Raw genomic sequence first — 22,860 nt, forward strand, 5'->3', positions numbered from 1 at the left:
GTCCCCATTCGCGGGTCGAACGTCCCGGCACGACGCCGCTCGGTCGTGAGCCGCAAGCCTTTCCGGGGCGGCATCCGGCATCCGGCTCCGGGCTGGCCGCGGCCCCTCGGCCATTGGTCGGCCCGCCGGACGCACCGATCGGCACGACCGATAGGTTCGGCTGATGAACGGCACCGATGCCCACTCGACCGAGCGCCTGTTCGCGCTGTCCGAACAGGTGCAGGGTTTCATGCCCGCCGACGAGGGGCGCGCCCTCTACGAGGCGGCGGTGCGCTACCTCGACCGCGGCGTCGGTGTCGAGATCGGCACCTACTGCGGCAAATCGACCCTGCTGCTGGGCGCGGCGGCGCAACAAACCGCCGGCGTGCTCTACACGATCGACCACCACCACGGCTCGGAGGAACATCAACCCGGCTGGGAGTTCCACGACGCCAGGTTGGTCGACGAGGTCACCGGTCTCTTCGACACGTTGCCCACCTTCCGCCGCACGCTCGACGCGGCGGGCCTGGACGACCACGTCGTCGCCGTCGTGGGCAAATCGCCGGTGGTGGCCCGGGGATGGCGGTGCCCGCTGCGGTTGTTGTTCATCGACGGCGGTCACTCCGAGGCCGCCGCGAACCAGGATTTCGACGGATGGGCCAAGTGGGTGGATCTCGGCGGTGCCCTCGTCATCCACGACGTGTTCCCGAACCCCGCGGACGGCGGGCGCCCGCCTTACCACATCTATTGCCGTGCACTGGATTCCGGCCAGTTCCGAGAGGTCTCGGCCACCGGGTCGCTGCGGGTGCTCGAGCGCACCGGCGGCGAGGCGGGGGAGAGGGTCGTCAGCGGCCCGGGCCGGTGACCACGCATTCGCAGTCGAAGCCGGTCTGCAGCCCCGTCGGCAGCCCGTCGCCGCGGAAGATGCCGCCGGCCGCGGTGGTGTCCGAGAGCGCGTCGGCGGCCAGGATCATCGCCGCCCCGGTCCAGGTGGTGCGCTCTTCGGGCCAGCGCTTACCGTCCGCGAAGACCAAGCCGGTCCAGTACGAGCCGTCATCCTCGCGCAGGTGCTGCATCGCGGCGAACTGCCGCAGCGCGGCGGGCCGCTGACCGATCGCGTCGAGCGCCATCACCAGTTCGCACGTCTCCGCACCGGTCACCCAGGGGCGGTCGTCGACGCAGCGGATGCCCAGGTCCCCGACCACGAAGTCGTCCCAGCGCTGCTTGATCCGCTCGGCCGCCGCCTGGCCGCGCAGCGCGCCCCCGAGGATGGGGTAGTACCACTCCATCGAGTAGCGGTCTTTCTCGGTGAACGCCTCCGGATGCGCGACGATCGCGTGGCCCAGCCGCCCCAGCGCCAGCTCCCACTCGGGCTGCGGCTCTCCGATGAGACCGGCGAGCGCCAGCGCGCACCGGATGCTGTGGAAGACGCTGGCGCACCCGGTCAGCAGCGCCTCCGGCAGCGGACCGGCTTCGCTTCGCGCCCAACAGATCTCGCCGTAGCCGATCTGCAGGTCGATGACGAAGTCGATCGCCTTGTGCACCACGGGCCACATCGACCTGGCGAAGGCTTTGTCCCCGGTGACCAGCACGTGGTGCCAGACGCCGGCCGCGATGTAGGCGCAGAAGTTGCTGTCGCTGTTGGCGTCCTCGACGATTCCCTCGCGCACCTGGATGGGCCAGGAACCGTCGGGCCGCTGCGTGCGGCGACACCATTCGAACGCGGCCCGGGCCGGCTCCAGCAGCCCCGCCGCGGTGAGCGCCATCGCGCACTCCACGTGGTCCCACGGGTCGGTGTGCCCGCCCGGGAACCAGGGGATGGCGCCCGACGATTCCTGAGCGTCGGCGATGGATCGCGCGGTTTGCCGGCACTGCTCGGCGGTCAGGATGTCCGCGACCGCCGGCGGCTCAACGCGACGCAACTGAATACCCCGGCGTCACTCCGCTTTCCGTCGCCCGCGGCTTGGTGAAGTACATCGCCACGCTTTTACCCACCAGCGGGTTGAGCAGCGACTCGGCCAGCCGCGTCAGTTTCGGCCGCTGCATCAGGTCCCACACCAGCAGTTTGTGGTAGGCGGTCACCGCCGGATGGTCGGTGTTCGACACGCCGACGGCGCATTTGAGCCACCAGAACGGCGAATGCAGCGCGTGTGCGTGGTGCTCGTGAGTCCAGTCCAGGCCGCCGGCGGTGATCTTGTCGCGTAGCCGGCTGGCCCGGTAGATCCGCACGTGGCCGCCCTCGTTGGCGTGGTACTCGTCGGAAAGCAGCCAGCACACCCGTTCGGGCAACCAGCGCGGGACGCTGACCGCCAGCGTGCCACCAACTTTGAGTACCCTGATCAGCTCGGCGATTGCGGCGTCGTCCTGCGGTACGTGTTCGAGGATCTCCGCGGCGATGACGCAGTCGAACGTCTCGTCGGCGTAGGGCAGGCTCAGCGCGTCACCGGCGACGGCCTGCGCCGAGGCGTCCAGGGGCGCCTCTCCGGTCTCGCCCATCGCCCGCAAAATGGTTTCCACGCCGCGCAATTCGGATTCGTCGCGGTCGAACGCGACGACGTCGGCCCCGCGCCGGTAGGCCTCGAAGGCGTGCCGGCCCGCTCCGCATCCCACGTCGATCACCTTGGTGCCCGGCCCGACGCCGAGGCGGTCGAAGTCCACCGTCAGCATCGGGCTTCGCCCCCGGCGGTGGCGCGGCGCGCGATCGCCAGCTCGTAGACCGCCACGGTCTGCGCCGCCACGGCGTCCCAACTGAACACGTTGACCGCGCGTTCGCGACCCGCGCGGCCCATGCTGCGGCGCTTCTCCGGTGAGTCGAGCAGACCGCCGAGCGCCGCGGTGAGCGCCTCGACGTCAGCCGGCGGCACCAGCTCGGCGCAGGCACCGTCGGTCCCGACGACTTCGGGCAGCGCGCCCACCCGGCTCGCGACCACCGGGGTGCCGCTGGCCATCGCCTCCACCGCCGGCAACGAAAACCCTTCGTAGAGTGAGGGAATGCAAGCAACCTCCGCCGACGCGAACAAGGCGGCCAGCGCGGCGTCGGACAGCCCGCTGGTGATGTGGACGATGTCGGAGATGCCGAGCTCGGCGATGAGTTTGTGGGTGGGGCCGTTGGGCTCCACCTTGGCGACCAGCCGCAGCTCGAGGTCGCGGTCCACGCGCAACCTGGCCACCGCGTGCAGCAGGGTGCGAACCCCCTTCAGCGGGGTGTCGGCGCTGGCGATGGCGATGACCCGCCCGGGCCGCCGCGGGGCCGATCCCGGTTTGAACAGGTCGGTGTTCACCCCGAGCGGCACCGTGTGCAGTTGCTCGGGGGCCACGCCGAAGTCGGTGACGATGTCCGCCGCCGACGACGACGAGACGGTCAGCAGGTCCGGGATCTGGCGCGACACCTCCTGCTGCATGTCCAAAAAGCCGTACCAACGACGCACCAGGGGTTTGCGCCACCAGCGCGCGGCGGCCAGGTCGAGCACGCGGTCGCGGGTGATCGGGTGGTGCACGGTGGCCACCACCGGCAAACCCGACTCGGCGATCCTGAGCAGCCCGGTGCCTAGGCTCTGGTTGTCGTGGACGAGGTCGAAATCGTTCACCCGGTCGGCCAGCAGCCGGGCCGCCCGCAGGGTGAACGTCCGCGGTTCGGGAAAGCCGGCCGTCCACACGGTGAGCAGTTCGAGCAGGTCGATCGAGCTCCGGATCTCGCTGGGACGGGGCACCCGGAACGGGTCGGGTTCGCGGTATAAGTCCAGGCTGGGCACCTTGGTCAGCCGCACCCGCGGATCGAGCAGCTCGGGATAGGGCTGGCCGGAGAACACCTCGACCTCATGCCCGAGGTCGACCAATCCGCGGCTCAGATGGCGCACATAGACGCCCTGTCCGCCGCAATGGTCCTTACTGCGATAGGACAGCAGGGCAATTCGCATACTCAACTCTTATCCGCCGCTGGAATACCACGGACGGGCAGCCCCCACTCCATCGCCATCAACGCACCCGATAACCCCACGACAGCAAACTGGACATGTGTCCAGACTATAGTTCGAACAGCTAAACGACGCAACGCGTACCCGGGACGACGCCGAGGCGGCCGCCGCTGCGCGCGTTCAGAGTTTGCCCGCGACGAAGTCCGCGGCTTGGTTGGGCATGCCGGCCTTGATGTATGCCCCCGCGAGGTGTTGCGGCCAGTTGTCGTTCCAGGTGTGCGGGTCGGCCGGGTTGCAGATGGGGTCGTCCCCGTGGCACAGCTCGATGGTCCTGTCGCCGTACGCCGGGCTCAAGTTCGTGAACGGGCCGATCCATTGGGTCCCGTTGCCGAACAAGGCGACGGCGGCGACGTGCTGGCCGGCGTCCGGCGGGAGCGGGTCGTCGAAGCCGAACGCGGAGAAAGGCACCGCGAGCACTACGTCGGTGACGGCCGCGCCGAGCGAATAGCCGCCCAGCACCAGCCTGGTGTTCGGGCAGTTGTCGACCATGTACCGGACGTGCTTGCTCATGTCGTTGGCGCCGACGGCCACCTCGGTGTTGGCGGGATAGTTCACGGCGTACACGCCGACGTCCTTGCCGGTTTTCGACCTGAGCGCGTCGACGAACGCGTTGCCGACGGCGCCCGTCCCAGGCGGTTCCAGACGTCCGCGGGCGAACACCACCTGCACCGGGGGGCAACCTGCCGCGGCGGCCGGCCAGGCGGCGCCCGGCGCCCCGGACGGCAGCACGATCGCAGCCGAGATCAGCGCCGCCGCGAGCGCGACGACCGACCGACGGGCGAGCCGGATACCCACAACAGAATTCAAAACGATGCGCGGCCAGCCCACAAGCCGTAGCGCGCACTCCGCGCCGTCGCGGGCGTCGGTTTCGGCCCGCCCGGCGGTCCAGCGGGCTTTGTTACCATCGCGCGATGCACGATTCGGCCGCCCCGCGCGGACCGGACGACGCGCGCTCGTTCTCACGACGCGACGTCCTCAAGCTCGCCGTCACACCGGTCCTGCTGGGCGCGGGTGCGGCGGCCGCCACGCTGGACGCGCCGACCGCGTCGGCCGGCGATCTCAAGCTGATCGACTTCGCCGAGCGGCGGATCGCGCCGGAGGAAATCAAGGCGGCGGGCTATGACGGCGTGGTCAACTACGTCTCCGAGCCGCGGCCCGGCGCGCACTTCGAGGCCAAACCGTTGACCCGCGGGTACGCGGACGCGTTGCGCGCGGTGGGCCTGCACATCGTCAGCAACTACCAATACGGCAAGCCCGCTTGGCCAGGGGCGCCTTCGGACTTCACCCGCGGCTACGACGGCGGCGTGGCCGACGCGCAGACCGCCCTGCAGCTGCACACCGCGGCGGGCGGGCCTCCGTCGGCGCCGATCTTCTTCAGCGTCGACGAAGACATCGACTCCAACACCTGGAACGATGTGGCGCTCAACTGGTTTCACGGGCTCAACTCGGTGCTGGGCGTCGGCCGCACCGGCGTCTACGGCAGCTACCCGGTCTGCGGCTGGGCGATCCGGGACGGGGTGATCGGCAGTTCGAGCACCGCGGGGCACCGGTGGGCCTGGCAGACGAAGGCATGGTCGCACGGGCAACGCGAACCCATGGCGGTGCTCTATCAGGCCGTGGTCAACAGCCCGTCGAGTCCGGGTCCGCTGCTGGGCGGGATCAACGTCGATGTCGACGACGTCCTCGCGGCCGATTACGGCCAATGGGATCTCGACCGCTGACGGTCGCGACTCACTTGGAGTTCAGGGCGCTGCCCTTGCGCCACTGGTCCCAGCCGAGCGTCCAGTCGCCGTTCTGCGCCAGGGTCAACGAGGGCCCGCCGGTGTTGCGGACCTCGACCACATCGCCCGGCACGGAGAAGTCGTAGAACCATTTCGCGTTGTCGGCGTTGAGGTTCAGGCATCCGTGTGAGGTGTCGCGGTGCCCTTGGGCCCACACGGTCGCGTTGAGCTGGTGCAGATAGATTCCGTCGATGCTGATCTTGGTTGCGTAGTGGATGGTCTCGCGGTAGCCCAGCCGGGAATTCTTGGGCAGCCCGAACGTCGAGGAGTCCATGATGACCGGGTTGCCCTTGCCGAGCACGGTGTAGATCCCGGGGGGCGTCCACAGATAGATGGTCTTGCCCCCGACGTCTTCGGTGCCGCCCATCCCCATGCTGGTGGGCATCGTGCGGACCAGCTTGCCGTTGTCGTAGACGCTGACCTGTTTGGTGGCATCGTCGGCGATGGACACGTGGGCGTCGCCGATCCGGAACGACACCCGCTCGTCCTCCTGCCCGAAGATGCCGTTGCCCATGGCGATTCCGTAGATGTCGGCCTTGGCGGTGACCGTCGTCCCCGGTGCGTAGTAGTGCTCCGGCCGCCAATGGGCGTTCTGGCCGTCGACCCAGAACCACGACCCCTTGACCGGCGGGTCGGTGGTGACCGTCAGATGCCGCTCGGCGGTGGCCCGATCGGCGATCTGCTCGTCGAAGTGGGCGACGACGACCGTCCCGACACCGTAGGTGGCGCCCTCCTGCAGGGGCGCCTCCGAGGTCAGCTCGAAGTAAACCTTGGTCTGGTTGGAGGGACGCAGCGTCGAGAACGACGACACCTGCGTGGCGTCGACCCCGTCGGATCCGCGGGCGGTGACGGTGAGTGTGTAAGTGCGCCCGTACCCCAGGGGGACCGTGGGCTTCCAGGCGACGTCGTCGGGGGTCATGACCCCCGGGATCGGCTTGCCGGCGTCGTTGACCATGCGCACCTCGGTCAGCCTGCCCGCGTCCGCTTTGACCATCACGTGCCCGACCGGGTCGACGTCGCGGGCGTCGTCACGCGGTGTGATGCTCACCCGCGCCGGTTCGGCGGGCTTCACGGAGGCCTCGTGGCGCGTGCAGCCCCCGCTCGGGCAGCCCGCCGGCGACGAGGTGAGCTGCACCGCGCCCACGACCGCGACCGCGACGAACACGGCAAGCATGAATCGGCGCGGCCAGTCGATGCCGAGAATGCGGCGAACGAGCTGTTCGCTGTTTTCGGATGTCATGGGCTGCCGAATCCTTGCTGGTCTTGGTCACCGGGTCATGCCGACACCCGCCGCCGAGGTCGTCCATCAGGTATCCCCGGACGTGCATTCCGAAACCGGTCCCGGCTTCGCGCCCGACGACGAGCTCGCCGAATTGTATTGGGTCCGACCGGATGTTTTCACCACGCGACGCGCCGCGTTTTCCCGCGGGGCGGCCGGGGTATCAGCCCGCGATAACTTCCTTGTGGCTGGCCGAACGCGCCGAACCTCTACCACGGGGCGTGCGGCTGGCCGAACAGGCACAGTTCGACCCGATGCCGTTCCTGGACTCGCTGGTCGTGGAGCTGGGCAGCCGCGGCGGGCGGCTGGTCGAGCACGCCCGGGTGCGGCGGGTGTCCGTGCGCAGGCGGGGCGTGCGTGTCCAGTCCTCAACTACGCGCGGCATAAGTTCGAGCTCACCGCGGACCGGCTGGTGCTGGCCACGGAATCCCGATCCTGGACCGCGGCGGATATTTCGAGCTGGAGGGGCCCGCCACCAGCGGGCTGACCGCCTCGGCCTGAGTGGGTCCCGGCGCTCAGCCCGTCTTCTGGTACACCAGCCAACGCAGGTCGATCGGGGAATCCTCGGGCTCGACGTCGAACACGTCCAGGCCCCGCGCCCACCCCTCGAACCACCCTGTGGGCGGCCAGGCGGTTCCGGGCAGATGGGTCTTCTCGAATTCGTAGGCGGGGTCGTCGGCGACGAGTTCGAGGGGGAGCCCGGCCGTCGCGGTCACCACCTCGTCGCGGGTGAAGATCATGGTGTTGCACTGCTGGCCCATTTCCCGCGCCGCGTCGTCGGGGGTGTAGCCCGCACGCGCCAGAAAGGTGTTGAGCACCAGGCGCCCGCCGGGCGCCAGGAGCCGGGCGGACAGTTCGAACACCTCACGCAGCTGGGACAGCGTCCGGAAGTCGGGAACCACCTCCGAGACGATGATCAGCTGATACTGCGAGTCGACATCCTCCATGGCCGCGAAGACGTTCTGCTGGATCACGCGTATGCCCAGCGATTCCTTGTCGGCCTCGATGCGGATGATCTCGGCGAACTTGGGCGTCATCTCGACCGCGTCCACCGGGTGACCGCGTCGCGCCAGCGCCAGGGAGTTGCGCCCGGTTCCCGCGCCGAGGTCGAGCACCCGGCACGCCGCCGGATCGGCTGCTTCGCCGGCCAGCGCCCACACCCGCGCGTCGGGTTCGCTGCCGAACAGCGGCGCCGGGCGGGTCTCGACCCAGTGGTCGTAGTCGGCTTCGAGCGTCCACCATTCGGCTTTGACGCGGTAGTTCAGCGTCGTGCCGAAGGGGCTGTGAAAGGTGACGACGACGTTCGAGCGGGGCGAGGCCCGGTAGCCCTTCGCCAGCTCGGCTTCCAGCACACTCCTGAGCTGAGCGGACTGTTCTGCCGTGTACTCCACGCCCACCCCGGCGAACAGCTGTCCGCACATGCGGACGTACTCGTCGATCAGGGCGGGCACGGCCGGCAGGCTGAGCCGGCCCTCGGCGACCGCTCGGCGATGCAGCCGCCGCGCCACCGCGTCCCGCAGCAAGGGCGGATCGAACGATCGGGGATTCGGCTCCTCCACGAGACTCTTCTACAGGACCGGGTGCGCGATCGCACACCGGGGCGGCAGCAAGCCGCCCGGCATCGCCGGGGCCGGCCTGCGCATCCTCGAAACCGCAGTTCTCCGGGGTCGGCGGCCTGCCGCCGGGTGCCGCGGGGAGCAATTGCGTAGGCTGGAGCCACCTGGTTGAGCCGACAGCCCCCATCCACGTGACCGTGCCCCTGCGCCGGACCACGACATGCACTGCCTAACGGCAAGAGAGTCGGCACCCGATGCTGTTCAAGAAAACACGCGTCGTGAACGACGCGGAGATTCACCCCTCTCCCCCCGACGTCCGCGCTCACCTGGCCGAAGAGATCACCCTCGACCTCGGCGGATCGCTGAACCTGCGCCGCAGCGCGCTGCGCCTGATCACCCTCATCGAGGCCAGGCTGGCCGACTGGGCGATGGTGGTCATGCCCGACGGTCGCACCGGCGAGCTCGTCGCGGTTGGCGCCGCCGACTCCGGCGGGGTCGTCTTGCGGCGGGCCACGCTCGAAGGCCTGCCGCTGGGCCGCATCCTGCACACGGGCCGCACCGAACAGCTCGTGGGCAGCGAGCTCTCGGGCCTGGTCCCCATCCAGCCGTTCCACGCGTCGGCGATGGACCTCACCCCGGCCGAGGTGCTCGGGCTGGGACTCACCGCCCGCGGCGGCACGTTCGGTGCGCTGGTGCTGCTGCGGCGGGCCAACGCGGGATTCGCGACGACGTCGCGTTCGCCGAACTCGTCGCCGGCCGCGCCGCGCTGGCTTTGGACTCGGCCCGGCTGTATGAGGACCAGGCCAGGATCGCGTCGGTGCTGCAGCAGAACCTGCGGCGACCGAGCCTGCCCGAGATCCCGGGTGTCCGCGTGGCCGCCCGCTACCGCGCCGCGGCCGAACACCTCGACGTGGGCGGCGATTTCTACGAGGTCAGCGGTCGCGACGACGACTGGCTCATCGCCATCGGCGACGTGTGCGGCAAGGGCGTGGAAGCGGCGGCGTTGACCGGATGCGCCCGCCAAAGCCTGCGCACCGCAGCGTATTTCGATCGGCGCCCGGCGGCGGTGCTCGCCGCCCTGAACAGCGTGCTGGACGAATCGATTTCGATGCCGTTCGTGACAGTGCTGTGCACGCGGGTGCGGCCGAACCCGGACGGGACGCACGCCGACGTCGAATTGGCCACTGCGGGACACCCGGCGCCGATCATCGTGCGCGCCGACGGCGGGGTCGAGCAGGCCGAGGTCTATGGGACCGCGGCCGGAGTGGTGAGCGAGATGGCATACGGCGCCGTGTCGCTGAGGCTGCACCGGGGCGACACGATGCTGTTGTTCACCGACGGGATCGATGAGGCACGCGGCGACGACGGCCAGTACGGGACGGAGCGGCTGCACGCGCTCCTGCCCACCTACGCCGGGGCGTCACCCGAAATCATCTGCGAGGCGGTCGAACAGGACGTGATCGAGTATCTCGACGGCCGCCGCCACGATGACATGGCATTGCTCGCGGTCACATGCGGCAGGTGACGGTCGCGTCAGACGCGTTGCAGCAGTATGAAACTGCCGTGGCCGCCGATGACAGGGCCGCGGTGCTCGCGCTCGTGGAAGCCCTTCTCGAGCAGGGAGCCGCGCCGCTGGACATCCTCACCGGGCTGGTCGTGAGCGCCCAGCGCGAGATCGGCCGACGGTGGCAGCGGGGGGAGTGGTCGGTCGCACAGGAGCACGCAGCCACGGCGATGGCCATGGCCGCCACCGAGATCGTGGCGCGCCGGATAGCGCAGGTCCCCGTGCGACGCGGCCACGTGATCGTCGCCTGCGCCGAGCGGGAGTGGCATTCCCTGCCGGCCACGATCATCGGCTGCGCGCTGCGCGCTGACGGTTGGCAGACAACGCAACTCGGGCCGGCCACCACGCCGCAGCGAGTCAGCCAGTACGTCCAGGACCTCGGCCCCGAAGCCGTCGCGGTCAGCTGTTCGATGCTGGGGGCGGTCCCGACCACCCGACGACTCATCGAGGCCGCCACCTCGGCCGGGGTCCCGGTGGTCGTCGGCGGCGCCGCATTCGGCGACGACGGTCTGCGCGCGACCGCGTTGGGAGCGACAGCATGGGCGGCCGACGCCCGCAGCGCGGTGGAGGCGGTGGACAACCTGCCGCTCTCGGTACCGCCCGTGGCACCGCTGCCGGGGGCGCCGGCCCAGGAACAGGCCGCTCTGGAGCTGAATCATCAGCGCCTCGTCGACGGGCTGCGTCGCGGGTGGGCCATCACCTCGGATCGCCGGCACGCCGGCTCGTCGGCCGCGCTGCGTGCGGTGGCCCGCGACGCGCTCCCACAAACCCTGCACGCCGTGTCGGCGGCCCTGCTCACCGGTGATCCACGGCCGGTGTCGCAGACGGCGGCCTGGTTGGCCGACCTGCTCGCCCACCGCGGCGTCCAATCCGTTCCCGCCGTCGCCGACCTGACCGGGGCGCTGGCCGACACGCTGCGCGACTACCCGTTGAGTCTGGACCTGATCCGTCGCCACTTCGCCACCGGCTGAGGTCGGGCGGGCCCGCCTAGAGTTGTCTCCATGGCCGCCGCCGATCCGACGACCCGCACGGGCCGCGCCCCGGCGCGGATGCAAGTCGACAGCCTGTGCCGCTACCCGGTGAAGTCGATGCTCGGCGAGTCCGTGGACCGGCTGTTCGTCGACGAGCGAGGCGCCGATGGGGACCGGCGGCTGGCCCTTCTCGATGCCGCGACGGGGCACGTGGCCAGCGCCAAGCAGGCCCGGCTCTGGCGCGGGCTCCTGCAATGCACCGCCCGCGGCGACGCCGGGGGAGTGAGCATCGTCTTTCCCGACGGGACTCGCGTCGCGGCCGACGATCCGCAGGCGGACGAACTGCTGTCGCGGCTGTTGGGCCGGGCGGTCCGGCTCATCAGCCGGCGCGACCCCGGCGCGACGGTGGAACGCCCTGACCCCGAGAAATTGCTCGCCCTGGGGCTGGACGCCGAGGTCGAGGGCATCGTCCTCGAGATCGGCAAGGCGACCCCGGGGGAGTCGTTCACCGACGATGCGCCGTTGCACGCGATCACCACCGCGACGTTGGCGCACATCGGTGTCGAGGCGCTGCGTTACCGGCCGAATGTGGTGATCGCAACGCCACCGGGCTACCGGCCTTATGCCGAAAATGATTGGGCCGGATCGGAGTTGACGGTCGGTGCGGCGCGGTTGCGGGTCATCGAGGCAACACCGCGCTGCGTGGTTCCCACGCTCGAGCACGGACCGCTCCCACTCGCCCCCCAGGCGCTTCGCACTCCGGGAGCCGAGAATCGGGTTCGGACAAGCGGTTCGGAAGCTCAGCGGCCCTGTGCGGGGGCATACCTCGAGGTCGTCGAGCCCGGCGTCCTCGTCCCCGGCGACGCGGTGGTACGGACGGGCTGACACCAGGAGATGTTCGCCTCCGGAATTTTCGGGGATCTACTGACGTTGTAGTGGGTCATTTCCGTCCGGGTAGTGCTGGGCAGAGGCCGCCTCGGGTGAGCATGGCCATGGCGATGAGTGCGTCTGGGCTGTGGAATCCGTAGGCGCGTTTGGTTAATGCCCGCAGGTGGGTGTTAGTGGCTTCGGATCGGGCGTTGGACAGGCCGTGATCGAGCGTGTTCCAGATGAGGTCGCGGTAGCGGCGGATGCTGCGGGCCAGCGCGGCGAACTCGGGGATGCGTGAGTGCGACGCCCACGACAGCCAGCCGGCCAGCAGCTGCCGCCCGTGGGTGCCCTTGACCCGAAACACCTCGCGTAGTTGCTCTTTGAGCAGATACGCCCGGTAGAGGGTGCGGTTGGTGTCGGCGATCTTAGCGAGGCTGGTGCGCTGCTCGCAGGACAGGTCAGCCGGGTTCTTGCGGGTCGCCCACATGGCGTGCCGATCGGTGATCCCGGCGCGGGTCATGGTGCGTACCCGCACCTTGTCCAGTGCCTTCATGGCCCAGGCCACGACATGAAACCCATCCAGGCAAATCAGCGCCTGCGGCGCGCGGGCACGCACCAGGGCGTGGATCCATTCCGCCCCGTCGCAGCTGACGTGGGTGAGCAGCTTGGCCCGCTCGGCGCCGAGCTGATCGAAGAACCGGCCCAGCGTGTCCTGGTTGCGGCCCTCGCCGGCCCACACCAGCCGGCCTGTCGTGTGGTCAACCACGCACGTCAAGTAGCGATGTCCCTTGCGGTAGGCGATCTCGTCGATGCCGATCCGCGACAGTCCGGCGAGCAGGTCGTTGGTGTCGCGGCCATCGGCCACCACCCTGGTCACGATCGCCGCCACGGTGCGCCAGGCGATCTGCAGCAGCACCGTGAGCACACTCAATGCGGTGTGCGCGGCCAGCCACGCGCAGGTGTCCTCGAACGCCCAGGTGTGTTTGGCGCCCGGCCGCGCCCACGGCACATGCGCAACCACCACCCCATGCTCGCCGCATGCCACCCGCGGGGCCGCGGCCTGCAGATACGCCTTTGTGGTCCCCACATCCAGGGTCCGCCAGCGCCTGATCCCGTTCCCGTCCCGGCCCCCCGCGTCATAGCCCGGGCACCGCTTCCGGCACCGCGAGCACCGGCCCGCCTGCGACGCCTTGGGCCGCACCGAGAACACCAGAACTTCGGAGGTCTTCGGCTGCTTCCGACCCGTGGTCTCGGTCTCGATCGTCACGTCCTCGATCACCATGTTTTGGTCACCCAGACCGCTCGCCAATACCCTGGACATGCGCAACGCCGTAGCTCCTTCTCGCGGATTGAACCCTAGACAGTCCAAAACGTAAGCAGGACACGGCGTTGCGCCCAAATTCCCAGGTCAGCGAACCCACGACAACGTCACAAGAGCCATTTTCGGTATCCCCAGCCTCGAATTCGCGTGAATTTCCCCAGCGTCGACTCTCTGCGACGATACCGCCAATGGGGTCGGCAAAACGCCGCGGACATACGAAACTCTTTGAATTCCTGACTGTGCGGCGCACTCCGGCCGACTGTAGCGTCAACGCCAACAACGGAAAGGACCGATTGACATGACTTCGCCTCGCGGGCTGATCGCGCTGGCCGTTCCGGTGATAATCGGCGCTGTTCTGATGCCCGGTGCCGCGGTCGCTGCCGCCGATGCCGCCGACGACGCATTCCTGTCCAGAATGCAGACACTCGGCTTCACATGGCCCAACGGGGAGGACTCCGCAATAGTGGCGTTGGGACGCAAAATCTGCGCCGACCGGACGGCCGGCAAAACTCCGGACGAAATCGCCGATCACATCCATTCCACCCTCGGCCCGGAAATCGTCACGTTCCCCGACGTCACGTCGATGGTAAGTGCCGCAGAATCAAACTATTGCCCAGAGTAACTGTTTTGGGTTGACCGATTCAGCGCGTTCCACGGTCGGCGCACCCGCGGCGCCGGTCGCCGGCGGTGACATCTGCGGAGACGATAAGTTCATCGCCCAGCCACCTGCCGGTCACCTTTCTTCGCCCAGGTCCGCGGCCCGGTCCCCACGGTGCGCCCGGCCGAGCCGACCGACTCGGCAAATACGGCGACCACCGTCCAGGGCAACCCCTACCGTGTTAAATCCGTTGCACGTAGTGCAGCCCGAAATTACAGCAAAGTTACGCCGGGGTGGGATGGGTCACATACACGCCGCGCTCAGGAACCCGACTGTGTACCATTTGTTAACTCGGACGAAAGGAGTGTGCTCCGATGATTTTACTGCGCCGGTTGACCGCACTCTGCGCGCCTGTATTCGTCGGCATTGCGCTACTGCCGAATCCTGCGCCGGCGCAGGCCGACGCCGCCGCCGATGATTCCGAGGACACGTTCCTGACGCAGATGCACCGACTGGGCTTCACGTGGCCGGTGGGCGAGGATGCCGCCATCGTTGCCCTGGGTAAGCAGATCTGCGCCGACCGCAAGGACGGCAAAACACCGGATTCCATCAGCCAGGACATCCATTCCGCTCTGGGCTCCAGAACCATCACGTTTCCCGACGTCACGTCGATGGTAAGTGCCGCAGAATCAAATTACTGCCCAGAGTAATCATCCTCGCCCGCAACGAAATTCGCGGGCGCGCCTACACGGTCAAGACACTGGGGTCCCGCGGTTGCGTGTCGCGCAGGTCCTTCTCGATGATGGCGAGTCCCGCGCGAAGTTCCGCGTTTCCCTGATCGAGGTAGCTGGCAGCGTACGCGATCTCGCCGCCGTCGCGGTTCTGCACGCCCACGACGCAGTGCCGCAGCCCAACGCGGTAGTTGTCGATCGCCTGCTGCAACGCGATGTTCAGTTCGGGGTCTGGGCTGGGCAGGTGGCGCTGGGCACCGGCGACGGAGGCGTCGGCGCTCCGGCAGGCCGCCCCCGTCGCGGTGACGTCGCCGGCGGCCGCGGCGGCGGTAACCGCGCGCCGGGCAACGATCAGCTCATCGATCGACGGCTCGGCCTGCGTCAGCCACCCCTGCAGCTGCCCGCCCGGCTGGGACGACGTCAACGGCTCCGCCACTCCGGTCGCGGGCGCGGCCGACGCCGCCCGCGGTGACGCCGGGTTCGCATTCGACAGGCTGTAGTGCGCCCAACCCGACAGCACCCCGATGACCACCACCAACACGGCGCCACTCGCCGCCGCGATCAGCTCCTGGCGGTGGTAGCTGGCCGGCTTGGCCGACACACCGTCACCGCCGTGGTGTCGGGAACGCACCGGCGCGCGGTGACGGCTGGTCGTGGCCATGGTGGGCCTTCCTGAGGGCGATGGGGCAAGTTCTGACGCTGATATTTCCCTTTTGGCACGATTGCAAACGAGAGCCGTCGGACACGCACGCGCGTGCCTTAGGGACCGCGATGAGGAGTCCGAAGGCCCTAGAAGCGGTGTCGGGGTCGCCGGCCGACCAGCGGACCACGCAAAGCCGTCGCGATGCTCGGCGGCTACCAAGTACACGGAGGTCGACTTCGTCGCCGGCCGCCCCGGCCTGTCGCTGATGCGCTGCCACCAGCAGATTCACTGGACTACGGGTCGATGACGCTGTTCAACACGGCGTGACGGCCGCGGCGCCCCGTCAGGGGGCGGTGGGGGACCGGTGCACCGGGCCGTGCGATTCCTCGCAGTGCGGTGCAGGCGCGGACTGATCGCGCTCGGCGTCGCCGCCGCCGGCATGATCGAGCTGCAGGGTGGTGTGGTGGATGCCGTGCTCCTCGTCGAGCAGCCGTGCCAGGTCGACGCGGACGGAGTGGCAATCCATCCCGTCTTCGACCAACACGTGCGCGGACAGGGCGGGGGAACCCGAGGTGATCTCCCAGATGTGCAGGTCGTGCACTTCGACCACCGCGTCGCAGTCGGCCATGGCCCGGCCGACCGCGGCCGGGTCGAGATCCTTCGGCGCGGCCTCCATGAAGACCCGCACGGAGGCGGCGATGAGACCGAATCCGGCCCGCGCCATCAAGGCGACCACGATCAGGGTGGCGATGGCGTCCGCCCGCCAGAACTGGGTCAGCAACATGATCACGCCGGCGATCGCGGTGGCGACGAATGCGAACAGGTCGTTGAGGATGTGCTGGAACGCGCCCTCGACGTTGAGGCTGGTGCGGTTGGCGCGACTGATCATCAACGTCGCCGCCACGTTCACCCCGATACCGACGAGCGCGGTGATCAGGACCAGGCTGCCGGTGACCTGGGGCGGATGGATGAGACGGCGGATCGCCTCGTCGGCCAACCAGGCCGCCAACAGCAACAGCGTCAAACCGTTCACCTGCGCCGACAAGATCTCGGCCCGCTTCCACCCGTAGGTCATGAACCCCGCCGCGGGACGCGCCGCCAGCCGAATCGTGTACAGCGCCAACGCGATCGAGCCGGCGTCGGTGAGCATGTGCGCGGCATCGGAGATCAGAGCCAGCGACCGCGCGATCAGGCCCATCGCGACCTCGCCGACCATGTAGGCCACGATCACCAGCAGTGCGCCCAGCAGCCAGCGCCGATCGCTGTTCGCCGAGGCATGCCCGTGCGCGTGCGAATGGCTCGCGCTCACCGACCCGCTCCCACCGCGATCACACCGAGTAACTTATGCACACACCCTTATGCGTGCAACTTCAGGCGACCCGGTTAGGGACCAAAGCCTCCTGCTCAAATCCGCGGCGCGGCCTAAGATAAATGGCATCCGCTTGACCGTCCGAGAACGGGCTTCAGGAAAAGAACATCCGAATGTCAGCTCAACAATTCGGAATCGTGGTAGGTGTCGACGGGTCACCGTCGTCTACCGTGGCGGTCGAGTGGGCGGCGCGGGATGCCGAGATCCGCGACGTGCCCCTACATCTGGTCCACGTCGTGGCGCCAGCGGTCACTCCCATCGAACCGTGGGTCGACCCATCTTCGCCGTCGAGCTTTCCGCGGCATCAGGAACAGCAGGCGCGCCGGATCGTCGAGGAGGCTCGCGGGGTCGCCGTCGCGGCGACGTCGTCCGACCGCGCATCGCAGATCACCGGGGAGGTGCTCTACGCGCCGGTGGTTTCCGCGCTGGTCGACCTGTCCGGGCGAGCCGAGATGATAGTGGTGGGTTGCCGGGGCCAGGGCGCGGTGACCCATTTCCTGCTGGGCTCGGTCAGCTCCGGACTGGTCCACCACGCCCACTGCCCGGTCGGCGTGATCCACGACGAGGAACCGCACACCTCACCGCCCTCCCGGGCGCCGGTGGTGGTGGGCATCCACGGGTCGCCTGCCTCGGAGTTGGCCACCGCGATCGCGTTCGACGAGGCGTCGCGCCGCAGCGTGGGCTTGGTTGCGCTGCACGCCTGGAACGACATGGGGCCGCTTGACTTCGCGAGTATGAACTGGGCACCTATCGAGTGGCGCAACATCGAGGTCCGTGAGGAAGAGGCTCTGGCCGAACGGCTTTGCGGTTGGCGGGAGCGTTACCCCGATGTCGACGTGCACCAGGTCGTCGTGTGCGACCGGCCGACACCGCGGCTGCTCGAGCAGGCATCGACCGCCCAGCTTGTGGTCGTCGGCAGCCACGACCACACCGCGCTGCCCGGTATGCTGCTCGGTTCGGTGAGCCGGACGGTGGTCAACGCCGCCCAGATTCCGGTGATCGTCGCCCGCACGCCTCGTCCGGGCGCGCACACAACCGAAAGCCGATGAACTGACCGCGACGGCCGGGGCCCGCGCCTATGACGCCTGGTTCGACAAGCCCTGGGGTGCTCACGCGTGGGCGGTCGAACTGGCGGCAGTCCGAGAGGCCCTGTCGGGCATCGGGACCGGGCGACTCGTGGTCGAAGCCGGCTGCGGCACAGGGCGCCTCGTGGAGTCGCTCGGGCGTCACGGTCACCGCGTCCTGGGCATCGACAAGTCGGTCGCGATGCTTGCGGTGGCCGCCGCCCGGGCCCCCGGACGCCTCGTGCGCGCCGACATCGCGCGCATGCCGTTGCCGGACGCTGTCGCTGACGCCACGCTCGCCGTTGCCACGCTGGAGTTCACCGACGCCGCGGCGGCCCTGGCGGAGCTGGCGCGCATCACCCGGCCCGGCGGCCGGATCGTCGTTCTTGCGCTGAATCCGCGCAGCCTGTGGGGACTGCTGGACCGGCCGAGGCGTCGTATCCCGTACTCGACCGCCACCTTCCTTACGCGGCGGCGCCTGCGACACCTCGGCCGCCGCCATGGCCGAATCCGCTTGTCGGGAAAGCTGTTCACGGCGGCGCGCCCCGGTCTCCTGCATCACCTGGAGCGGTTCGCCGCCGCGCTGGGTCGTGGCGTCCCCTGGCTGGGCGCCGTGCAGGTGCTCGTCATCGACAAGCAGGCGGGCGGCGGGACCTGCGTCAGCGGGTGAAGGGCAACGTGCTGAGGAACGCCGCGGTGCTCACCAGAACGACCAGTGGCCCCGCGGGGAAACCGGTGAACCGGCACAGGACGATTCCGGCCACCGCCGACACCACACCGATCGCCGCCGCGCCGAACGTGTACTGGGTCAGGTTTCTTCCGACGTTCCGCGCGGCGGACGCTGGAATGGCCACCAGTGCGGCCGTCAAGAGCCCGCCCACCATTTTCACGCCGAGCGCCACGACGACCGCGATCAAGAACAGGTACAGCAGGCTGTAGCGCCTGACGTTGACGCCCTCGGCGGCGGCAAGTTCCTCGGAGACGTTGGCCAACACGAGCTTCGGGAATGCTCGATACACCGCGACCATCACCGCCGCCGAAGAGAGCGCGACCACTACCGTGTCACCCACGCCGACCTTGGCGATGTCGCCGACCAGCGCGGACTCGGCCTGGTCGATCGGCAGAAACAAGAACGCGGCGGCCACGCCGGAGGCGAACACGACGGCCGTCAGCGCCTCCATCGGCAGCTTCGTTCTCAACTCGAGCAGCCAGATGACGACGACGCCGAGGATGACGAAGGGGAAGGCCCCGAGGGAGACGTCGAAGCCCCACAGCAGAGCCAGGGCGATTCCCGGCAGCGTCAGATGCCCGAGCGGCCCGGCCACGAGCGCCATGTTGCGGCTCAACATCAGCGACCCGAGATAGCCGGCCGCCCCACCGATGGAGGTCCCGGCGATCAAGCTGAGAACGAAAGTCTGCATGTCCCTACTCGTGCTTGTGCTTGTGCTCGTAGAACTTGACCTCGGCCCCATACAGCCGCCGCAGATTCTCCGGCGTGAGCACCGACAACGGCGCCCCTTGGCAGATCGGTTGTTGGTTCAGGCACAGCACCGTCGAGGAGAGCCGGTGCACGACCGCGAGATCGTGGGTGACGATGAGCATCGTGAGGTTCCGTTCGCGATGCAGCCTCGCCAGCAGGGCGTAGACGGTCTCTTCGCCACCGACGTCCACTCCGGTCGTGGGCTCGTCGAACAACAGCACGTCGGGATCGCCGGCAAGAGCCCAGGCGATCAGGACTCGCTGAAACTGCCCCGACGACAGATCGCCGATCCGCCGGTTGGCCAGCGCCGCGGGCAGCCCCACGGTGGCGAGTGCTCCGCAGACGTCGGCTTTGACGGCTTGCTTCAGCGCGAAGAAGTCGGCGACCGACAGGGGGACGTGCTTGATGTAGGGCAGCCGCTGCGGGACGTAGCCGATGCGGCTGCCCTGCTTCCAAATCACCGATCCGTCATGGGGCACCGTGCCGAGCAGCGTGCGCAGCAATACCGTCTTGCCCGCGCCGTTGGGGCCCAGGATGGTCAGGACGTCTCCCGGCCGCACACCGAAGGACACGTCGGCCAGCACCGTGCGGCCCTCGAGCGTCACCGTCAAGCCGGCTACCCGCAGCACCAAGTCGTCAACGAGCGGCACTGCCGCGAACCAGGTCTCGTTGCGGAACCACGACGCACCCTTCCTAGCGGCGAAACACCACGTGAAGTATGCCATTGCGGCGACGGCGGCGTCGCATACCTCAGCAAAACCGCCACAGGGGGCCCTCACTAGCGCTGCAACGCTTCGGGGTTGGCGATGCGGATCGGCGCCCCGTCCAGCCACGCGACCACGGCCTCGACGGTGTCCGCGTAGAACGCCCCCAGCATCTCGCGGGTGGCATACCCGAGGTGCGGAGACAGCGTCACATTCGGCAGCCGCCGCAGCGGATGGTCCGCGGGAAGTGGTTCGGTGTCATAGACGTCGAGGCCCGCCCCGGCGATGCGCCCTGATTCGAGCGCGGCAAGCAGTGCCGCCTCGTCGACGATCGGGCCCCTCGACGTGTTGATCAGGTAGGCCTGCGGCTTCATCGAGCCCAACTCGGGCCCACCGACCAGACCGCGCGTGCGCTCGGAGAGCACCAGGTGGACCGAGACGACGTCGGCCTCCCCGAAAAGCGTCGCCTTCTCCACCCGTCGGGCGCCGGCGGCGTCCGCCTGCTCCGCGGTGAGATTCTGGCTCCACGCGATGACGTCCATCCCGAAGGCCTTCGCGTACCCGGCCATGCGTCGGCCTGTCCTGCCCAGGCCGAGCAATCCCAGCGTCTTGCCCCACAGCGCCATACCCGCGGTGGCCTGCCAGCCGCCGCCACGCATGCGCCGATGCTCTTCGGCGAGGTTGCGCACGGTGGCGATCATCAGGCCCCACGCCAATTCCGGTGTGGCGTCCCGCACCGACCGGAACCGCGGGTTGGCGAAGTCCGAGTGGGCAACCGCGACACCGCATTCGGTGGCCGCTGCCATGTCCAGGTTCGGCAGGCTCGTGCCGATGATGGTGAGCAGCTTCAGGTTCGGCAGCCGCTCCAGAAGAGCGCGCGGGAAGGCCATCCGTTCCCGCATGGTGCACACCACGTCGAACGGCCGCAGCGCCTCGGCGGCCTCCGCCTCGGAGAGGTGGCGGTCGAACACGCTGACGTGGGAGCGGGTCCGCACCGACGACCAGTCGGCGACGTCGAGGGCCACGCCGGCGTAGTCGGCGAGTATCGCCACCCGCTGCATGCAGTCTCCCGTCACGAGCCGAAAAATGCTGGGCGACAGCCTAGTCGACTTGGCTCAACCGTGCGGGACGTCCACCAGGCCTCCGCGCTGCCGCCGGCGCGGAGGGCCAGCGGATCGGCCAGTTTGCGCGGCGGCCGCTAGGCCTCTGCGGGGGCAACCAGTTCTTCCAGCAGACCCGCGGCGTAGGCGACGCTCTTGGGGGCCTCGGTCATCTGCGTGCGCAGCTCTCGGCTCCTCGCGACGTATTCCGGGGTCAGAATGCGTCGCAGGTCCTCGACGAGTGTCTCCACCGTGGTGGCCGGAAGCTGCCTCTCACATCCGACGCCCAGCCGGACGACCGCGTCGGCCCACATCGGCTGGTCGAGCCAGAGCCAGAGGATCAACGTGGGAACCCCGGCCCGCATGCCCGCGGCGGTGGTGCCGGCGCCCCCGTGGTGAACGACGGCGCGGCACAACGGGAACACGGCAGCGTGATTGACCGAGGTGACGATTTTCACGTGGTCGGGATGCGGGACCCCGGTGAAGTCGTTGGGCCCGCTGCAGATCAACACCCGTTCGCTGAGCTGCTCGGTGGCCGCGCTGACCATGCCGACCATGTTGGCGGCGGAATCGATCGGCGTGCTGCCCAGCCCGAAGTAGATCGGCGGCGTTCCCTGGCCGATCCAGGACAGCACGTCCTCGTCGTCGTCCGTCGGCAGCTCGAGGGTGAGCGAACCGGCGAAGGGACGCCGCTGGGCGTCGGCCTCGCGCCACTCGTCGGCCAGCTTGGCCGCGCAGAGGTAGTCGTACGTCTGGATCTCCAGCGAACCCCCCGGGGGGGTCTCCGGCAGGCCCAGCGACTCGCGCTGGGCCATCTCGGCCTGGGTTTTCAAGTTCGAAAGCACCCCCCCGGCCGGCTGCAGCTGCACCGGGAAGAAATGCAGCGCGGCGAACGGGATCCCGTGATGCTCCGCCACGTTGGCGGCGATGCCCTGCTCGTTCATGCCCGCCAGGAGGAGGTCCGCGCCCGCCGCCAGCGAGGCCAAGGCGGTGGTCTTCTCCGCCGCGACCTGCAGAAGCTCCTCCATGAGCTGCGGCAGCGCGCTGAGCGGGTTGTCGACCTGCCGGACGAAGTTGGCGGCCGCGTTCATCCGTTCGCGGGTGTCCCTGCCGTAGGTGGCGGTGACGAGCCCGGCGGCCTCGACGAAGCTGCGCATGTCCGGCGGTACGGCCATGGTCACGTCGTGTCCTCGGCGCATCAGCTCGCGACCGAGGGCGGCGCCGGGTTCGATGTCACCGCGGCTTCCGTAGGCCGCCAGTACGACTTTCATGCGTGCAAACCGCCTCGTGTGCTCGACTGCCTCATCGCCACTTGATTCCGCAGCCGATCGACGGCCGCTGGTCGGGATTCACCGGCCGCCCGGCAAGCACCGCGTCGACCGCGGCCCGCACGTCGGCGGCCGTCACCGGCTTGCCGTTGCCGGGCCGGGAGTCGTCGAGCTGACCGCGGTAGACGAGCCGGCGCTCGCCGTCGAACACGAAGGTGTCGGGGGTGCAGGCGGCGGAGAAGGCCCGGGCGACATCCTGGGTCTCGTCGTAGAGGTAGGGGAACGTCCAGCCGTGGCGGTCCGCCTCGGCGACCATCTTGTCGGGGCCGTCCTGCGGGTAGGCCGCGACGTCGTTGCTGGAGATACCCACCATCGCGACGCCGCGGCCGGCGAGGTCGCGGCCCAGCTCGGCGAGCCCCGCGGCGACATGCTGGACGTAGGGGCAATGGTTGCAGATGAAGGTGACGACGAGCGCGGGCCCGGTGAGCTCGTCCAGACCGACCGTGGCGCCGGTGGCCGGCTCGGGCAGCGTGAACGGCGGAGCGGGTGTCCCCAGGGCGAGCATCGTCGACTCGATGGCCATGCCCGTCACCCTAGCGGCTGCTCCC

Annotated in this window: 24 protein-coding genes and 2 pseudogenes; 12 read left to right on the forward strand and 14 right to left on the reverse strand. The window is 69.1% G+C overall.

Going from position 1 to position 22,860, the window contains the following annotated elements:
* The first annotated feature begins 163 nt into the window (after window positions 1-163).
* Window positions 164-844 (forward strand): class I SAM-dependent methyltransferase, encoded by a 681-nt coding sequence (locus AB8998_RS15305; RefSeq protein WP_369738661.1) that lies wholly within the window; start codon window positions 164-166, stop codon window positions 842-844.
* Here AB8998_RS15305 and AB8998_RS15310 read toward each other — a convergent pair.
* The 4 genes from AB8998_RS15310 to AB8998_RS15325 form a co-directional block, all read right to left on the reverse strand.
* The gene (locus AB8998_RS15310; protein ID WP_369741587.1) at window positions 825-1,868 is read right to left on the reverse strand and encodes an MMP endo-(1,4)-3-O-methyl-alpha-D-mannosidase; all 1,044 of its coding nucleotides are present in this window, start codon (window positions 1,866-1,868) and stop codon (window positions 825-827) included. The two genes, AB8998_RS15305 and AB8998_RS15310, sit on opposite strands and share 20 nt — an antisense overlap.
* 19 nt (window positions 1,869-1,887) lie before the next feature.
* The gene (locus AB8998_RS15315) at window positions 1,888-2,646 is read right to left on the reverse strand and encodes a class I SAM-dependent methyltransferase (RefSeq protein WP_369738662.1); all 759 of its coding nucleotides are present in this window, start codon (window positions 2,644-2,646) and stop codon (window positions 1,888-1,890) included.
* On the reverse strand, window positions 2,640-3,896 hold the full coding sequence (locus AB8998_RS15320; protein WP_369738663.1) for an MMP alpha-(1->4)-mannosyltransferase: 1,257 nt from the start codon (window positions 3,894-3,896) through the stop codon (window positions 2,640-2,642). The genes AB8998_RS15315 and AB8998_RS15320 overlap by 7 nt, the downstream gene beginning before the upstream one ends.
* 177 nt (window positions 3,897-4,073) lie before the next feature.
* On the reverse strand, window positions 4,074-4,748 hold the full coding sequence (locus AB8998_RS15325; protein WP_369738664.1) for a cutinase family protein: 675 nt from the start codon (window positions 4,746-4,748) through the stop codon (window positions 4,074-4,076).
* A 116-nt stretch (window positions 4,749-4,864) separates the two neighbouring features.
* Between AB8998_RS15325 and AB8998_RS15330 the strand changes: the two genes are divergently transcribed.
* The gene (locus AB8998_RS15330) at window positions 4,865-5,674 is read left to right on the forward strand and encodes a DUF1906 domain-containing protein (RefSeq protein ID WP_369738665.1); all 810 of its coding nucleotides are present in this window, start codon (window positions 4,865-4,867) and stop codon (window positions 5,672-5,674) included.
* Window positions 5,675-5,684: 10 nt separating this feature from the next.
* Here AB8998_RS15330 and AB8998_RS15335 read toward each other — a convergent pair whose 3' ends face one another.
* The gene (locus tag AB8998_RS15335; protein ID WP_369738666.1) at window positions 5,685-6,974 is read right to left on the reverse strand and encodes a L,D-transpeptidase; all 1,290 of its coding nucleotides are present in this window, start codon (window positions 6,972-6,974) and stop codon (window positions 5,685-5,687) included.
* Window positions 6,975-7,231: 257 nt separating this feature from the next.
* On the opposite strand from AB8998_RS15335, the pseudogene AB8998_RS15340 reads away from it, so the two are divergent.
* A pseudogene (locus tag AB8998_RS15340) lies at window positions 7,232-7,493 on the forward strand (FAD-dependent oxidoreductase); the annotation flags it as partial.
* Between the two features lie 35 nt (window positions 7,494-7,528).
* Here AB8998_RS15340 and AB8998_RS15345 read toward each other — a convergent pair.
* On the reverse strand, window positions 7,529-8,572 hold the full coding sequence (locus AB8998_RS15345; protein ID WP_369738667.1) for a class I SAM-dependent methyltransferase: 1,044 nt from the start codon (window positions 8,570-8,572) through the stop codon (window positions 7,529-7,531).
* A gap of 275 nt (window positions 8,573-8,847) precedes the next feature.
* Here AB8998_RS15345 and AB8998_RS15350 point away from each other — a divergent pair, with 275 nt between their 5' ends.
* From AB8998_RS15350 to AB8998_RS15365, 4 genes are read left to right on the forward strand one after another with little or no spacing between them, the layout of a single operon-like run.
* A complete protein-coding gene (locus tag AB8998_RS15350) occupies window positions 8,848-9,576 on the forward strand; it encodes a hypothetical protein (protein ID WP_369738668.1) in 729 nt (242 codons plus the stop codon).
* Complete coding sequence (locus AB8998_RS15355; RefSeq protein ID WP_369741588.1) at window positions 9,558-10,094, forward strand: PP2C family protein-serine/threonine phosphatase; 537 nt, start codon at window positions 9,558-9,560, stop codon at window positions 10,092-10,094. Before AB8998_RS15350 ends, AB8998_RS15355 begins: the two co-directional genes overlap by 19 nt.
* The gene (locus tag AB8998_RS15360; RefSeq protein WP_369738669.1) at window positions 10,082-11,104 is read left to right on the forward strand and encodes a cobalamin B12-binding domain-containing protein; all 1,023 of its coding nucleotides are present in this window, start codon (window positions 10,082-10,084) and stop codon (window positions 11,102-11,104) included. The genes AB8998_RS15355 and AB8998_RS15360 overlap by 13 nt, the downstream gene beginning before the upstream one ends.
* Before the next feature lie 30 nt (window positions 11,105-11,134).
* Window positions 11,135-11,989 (forward strand): MOSC domain-containing protein, encoded by an 855-nt coding sequence (locus AB8998_RS15365; RefSeq protein WP_369738670.1) that lies wholly within the window; start codon window positions 11,135-11,137, stop codon window positions 11,987-11,989.
* Between the two features lie 55 nt (window positions 11,990-12,044).
* On the opposite strand, the gene AB8998_RS15370 is transcribed toward AB8998_RS15365, so the two are convergent.
* Window positions 12,045-13,301 (reverse strand): ISL3 family transposase, encoded by a 1,257-nt coding sequence (locus AB8998_RS15370; RefSeq protein ID WP_369736942.1) that lies wholly within the window; start codon window positions 13,299-13,301, stop codon window positions 12,045-12,047.
* Between the two features lie 292 nt (window positions 13,302-13,593).
* Between AB8998_RS15370 and AB8998_RS15375 the strand changes: the two genes are divergently transcribed.
* Together AB8998_RS15375 and AB8998_RS15380 are read left to right on the forward strand one after the other, a co-directional pair.
* Window positions 13,594-13,917, forward strand: a complete 324-nt coding sequence (locus tag AB8998_RS15375) for a DUF732 domain-containing protein (RefSeq protein ID WP_369738671.1) — start codon at window positions 13,594-13,596, stop codon at window positions 13,915-13,917.
* Between the two features lie 350 nt (window positions 13,918-14,267).
* The gene (locus AB8998_RS15380) at window positions 14,268-14,603 is read left to right on the forward strand and encodes a DUF732 domain-containing protein (protein ID WP_369738672.1); all 336 of its coding nucleotides are present in this window, start codon (window positions 14,268-14,270) and stop codon (window positions 14,601-14,603) included.
* A 34-nt stretch (window positions 14,604-14,637) separates the two neighbouring features.
* Here the strand turns inward: AB8998_RS15380 and AB8998_RS15385 are convergent, their stop codons facing one another.
* Window positions 14,638-15,285 (reverse strand): hypothetical protein, encoded by a 648-nt coding sequence (locus AB8998_RS15385; protein WP_369738673.1) that lies wholly within the window; start codon window positions 15,283-15,285, stop codon window positions 14,638-14,640.
* Between the two features lie 153 nt (window positions 15,286-15,438).
* Between AB8998_RS15385 and AB8998_RS15390 the strand changes: the two are divergent.
* Window positions 15,439-15,594 (forward strand): annotated as a pseudogene (locus tag AB8998_RS15390) (multicopper oxidase domain-containing protein); the annotation flags it as partial.
* Window positions 15,595-15,610: 16 nt separating this feature from the next.
* Here AB8998_RS15390 and AB8998_RS15395 read toward each other — a convergent pair.
* Complete coding sequence (locus AB8998_RS15395; protein WP_369738674.1) at window positions 15,611-16,576, reverse strand: cation diffusion facilitator family transporter; 966 nt, start codon at window positions 16,574-16,576, stop codon at window positions 15,611-15,613.
* A gap of 173 nt (window positions 16,577-16,749) precedes the next feature.
* On the opposite strand from AB8998_RS15395, the gene AB8998_RS15400 reads away from it, so the two are divergent.
* On the forward strand, window positions 16,750-17,685 hold the full coding sequence (locus AB8998_RS15400; RefSeq protein ID WP_369738675.1) for a universal stress protein: 936 nt from the start codon (window positions 16,750-16,752) through the stop codon (window positions 17,683-17,685).
* Window positions 17,686-17,764: 79 nt separating this feature from the next.
* Window positions 17,765-18,370, forward strand: a complete 606-nt coding sequence (locus AB8998_RS15405; RefSeq protein WP_369741589.1) for a class I SAM-dependent methyltransferase — start codon at window positions 17,765-17,767, stop codon at window positions 18,368-18,370.
* On the opposite strand, the gene AB8998_RS15410 is transcribed toward AB8998_RS15405, so the two are convergent.
* The 5 genes from AB8998_RS15410 to AB8998_RS15430 form a co-directional block, all read right to left on the reverse strand.
* Complete coding sequence (locus AB8998_RS15410; RefSeq protein ID WP_369738676.1) at window positions 18,360-19,121, reverse strand: metal ABC transporter permease; 762 nt, start codon at window positions 19,119-19,121, stop codon at window positions 18,360-18,362. The two genes, AB8998_RS15405 and AB8998_RS15410, sit on opposite strands and share 11 nt — an antisense overlap.
* Before the next feature lie 4 nt (window positions 19,122-19,125).
* A complete protein-coding gene (locus AB8998_RS15415; protein WP_369738677.1) occupies window positions 19,126-19,905 on the reverse strand; it encodes a metal ABC transporter ATP-binding protein in 780 nt (259 codons plus the stop codon).
* A gap of 53 nt (window positions 19,906-19,958) precedes the next feature.
* Complete coding sequence (locus tag AB8998_RS15420) at window positions 19,959-20,945, reverse strand: D-2-hydroxyacid dehydrogenase family protein (protein ID WP_369741590.1); 987 nt, start codon at window positions 20,943-20,945, stop codon at window positions 19,959-19,961.
* A 137-nt stretch (window positions 20,946-21,082) separates the two neighbouring features.
* A complete protein-coding gene (locus AB8998_RS15425) occupies window positions 21,083-22,255 on the reverse strand; it encodes a glycosyltransferase (RefSeq protein ID WP_369738678.1) in 1,173 nt (390 codons plus the stop codon).
* A 31-nt stretch (window positions 22,256-22,286) separates the two neighbouring features.
* The gene (locus AB8998_RS15430) at window positions 22,287-22,835 is read right to left on the reverse strand and encodes a thioredoxin family protein (RefSeq protein WP_369738679.1); all 549 of its coding nucleotides are present in this window, start codon (window positions 22,833-22,835) and stop codon (window positions 22,287-22,289) included.
* Between the last annotated feature and the right edge of the window lie 25 nt (window positions 22,836-22,860).

The organism is Mycobacterium sp. HUMS_12744610, from assembly GCF_041206865.1.
GTDB lineage: Bacteria > Actinomycetota > Actinomycetes > Mycobacteriales > Mycobacteriaceae > Mycobacterium > Mycobacterium servetii.

Bases quoted from the DNA above. Each gene is read 5' to 3' on its own strand.
- AB8998_RS15305 (WP_369738661.1), top strand. From the start codon at position 164: ATGAACGGCACCGATGCCCACTCGACCGAGCGCCTGTTCGCGCTGTCC.
- AB8998_RS15315 (WP_369738662.1), bottom strand. From the start codon at position 2,646: ATGCTGACGGTGGACTTCGACCGCCTCGGCGTCGGGCCGGGCACCAAG.
- AB8998_RS15320 (WP_369738663.1), bottom strand. From the start codon at position 3,896: ATGCGAATTGCCCTGCTGTCCTATCGCAGTAAGGACCATTGCGGCGGA.
- AB8998_RS15330 (WP_369738665.1), top strand. From the start codon at position 4,865: ATGCACGATTCGGCCGCCCCGCGCGGACCGGACGACGCGCGCTCGTTC.
- AB8998_RS15335 (WP_369738666.1), bottom strand. From the start codon at position 6,974: ATGACATCCGAAAACAGCGAACAGCTCGTTCGCCGCATTCTCGGCATC.
- AB8998_RS15360 (WP_369738669.1), top strand. From the start codon at position 10,082: ATGCGGCAGGTGACGGTCGCGTCAGACGCGTTGCAGCAGTATGAAACT.
- AB8998_RS15365 (WP_369738670.1), top strand. From the start codon at position 11,135: ATGGCCGCCGCCGATCCGACGACCCGCACGGGCCGCGCCCCGGCGCGG.
- AB8998_RS15375 (WP_369738671.1), top strand. From the start codon at position 13,594: ATGACTTCGCCTCGCGGGCTGATCGCGCTGGCCGTTCCGGTGATAATC.
- AB8998_RS15380 (WP_369738672.1), top strand. From the start codon at position 14,268: ATGATTTTACTGCGCCGGTTGACCGCACTCTGCGCGCCTGTATTCGTC.
- AB8998_RS15385 (WP_369738673.1), bottom strand. From the start codon at position 15,285: ATGGCCACGACCAGCCGTCACCGCGCGCCGGTGCGTTCCCGACACCAC.
- AB8998_RS15400 (WP_369738675.1), top strand. From the start codon at position 16,750: ATGTCAGCTCAACAATTCGGAATCGTGGTAGGTGTCGACGGGTCACCG.
- AB8998_RS15410 (WP_369738676.1), bottom strand. From the start codon at position 19,121: ATGCAGACTTTCGTTCTCAGCTTGATCGCCGGGACCTCCATCGGTGGG.
- AB8998_RS15415 (WP_369738677.1), bottom strand. From the start codon at position 19,905: ATGGCATACTTCACGTGGTGTTTCGCCGCTAGGAAGGGTGCGTCGTGG.
- AB8998_RS15420 (WP_369741590.1), bottom strand. From the start codon at position 20,945: ATGCAGCGGGTGGCGATACTCGCCGACTACGCCGGCGTGGCCCTCGAC.
- AB8998_RS15425 (WP_369738678.1), bottom strand. From the start codon at position 22,255: ATGAAAGTCGTACTGGCGGCCTACGGAAGCCGCGGTGACATCGAACCC.
- AB8998_RS15430 (WP_369738679.1), bottom strand. From the start codon at position 22,835: ATGGCCATCGAGTCGACGATGCTCGCCCTGGGGACACCCGCTCCGCCG.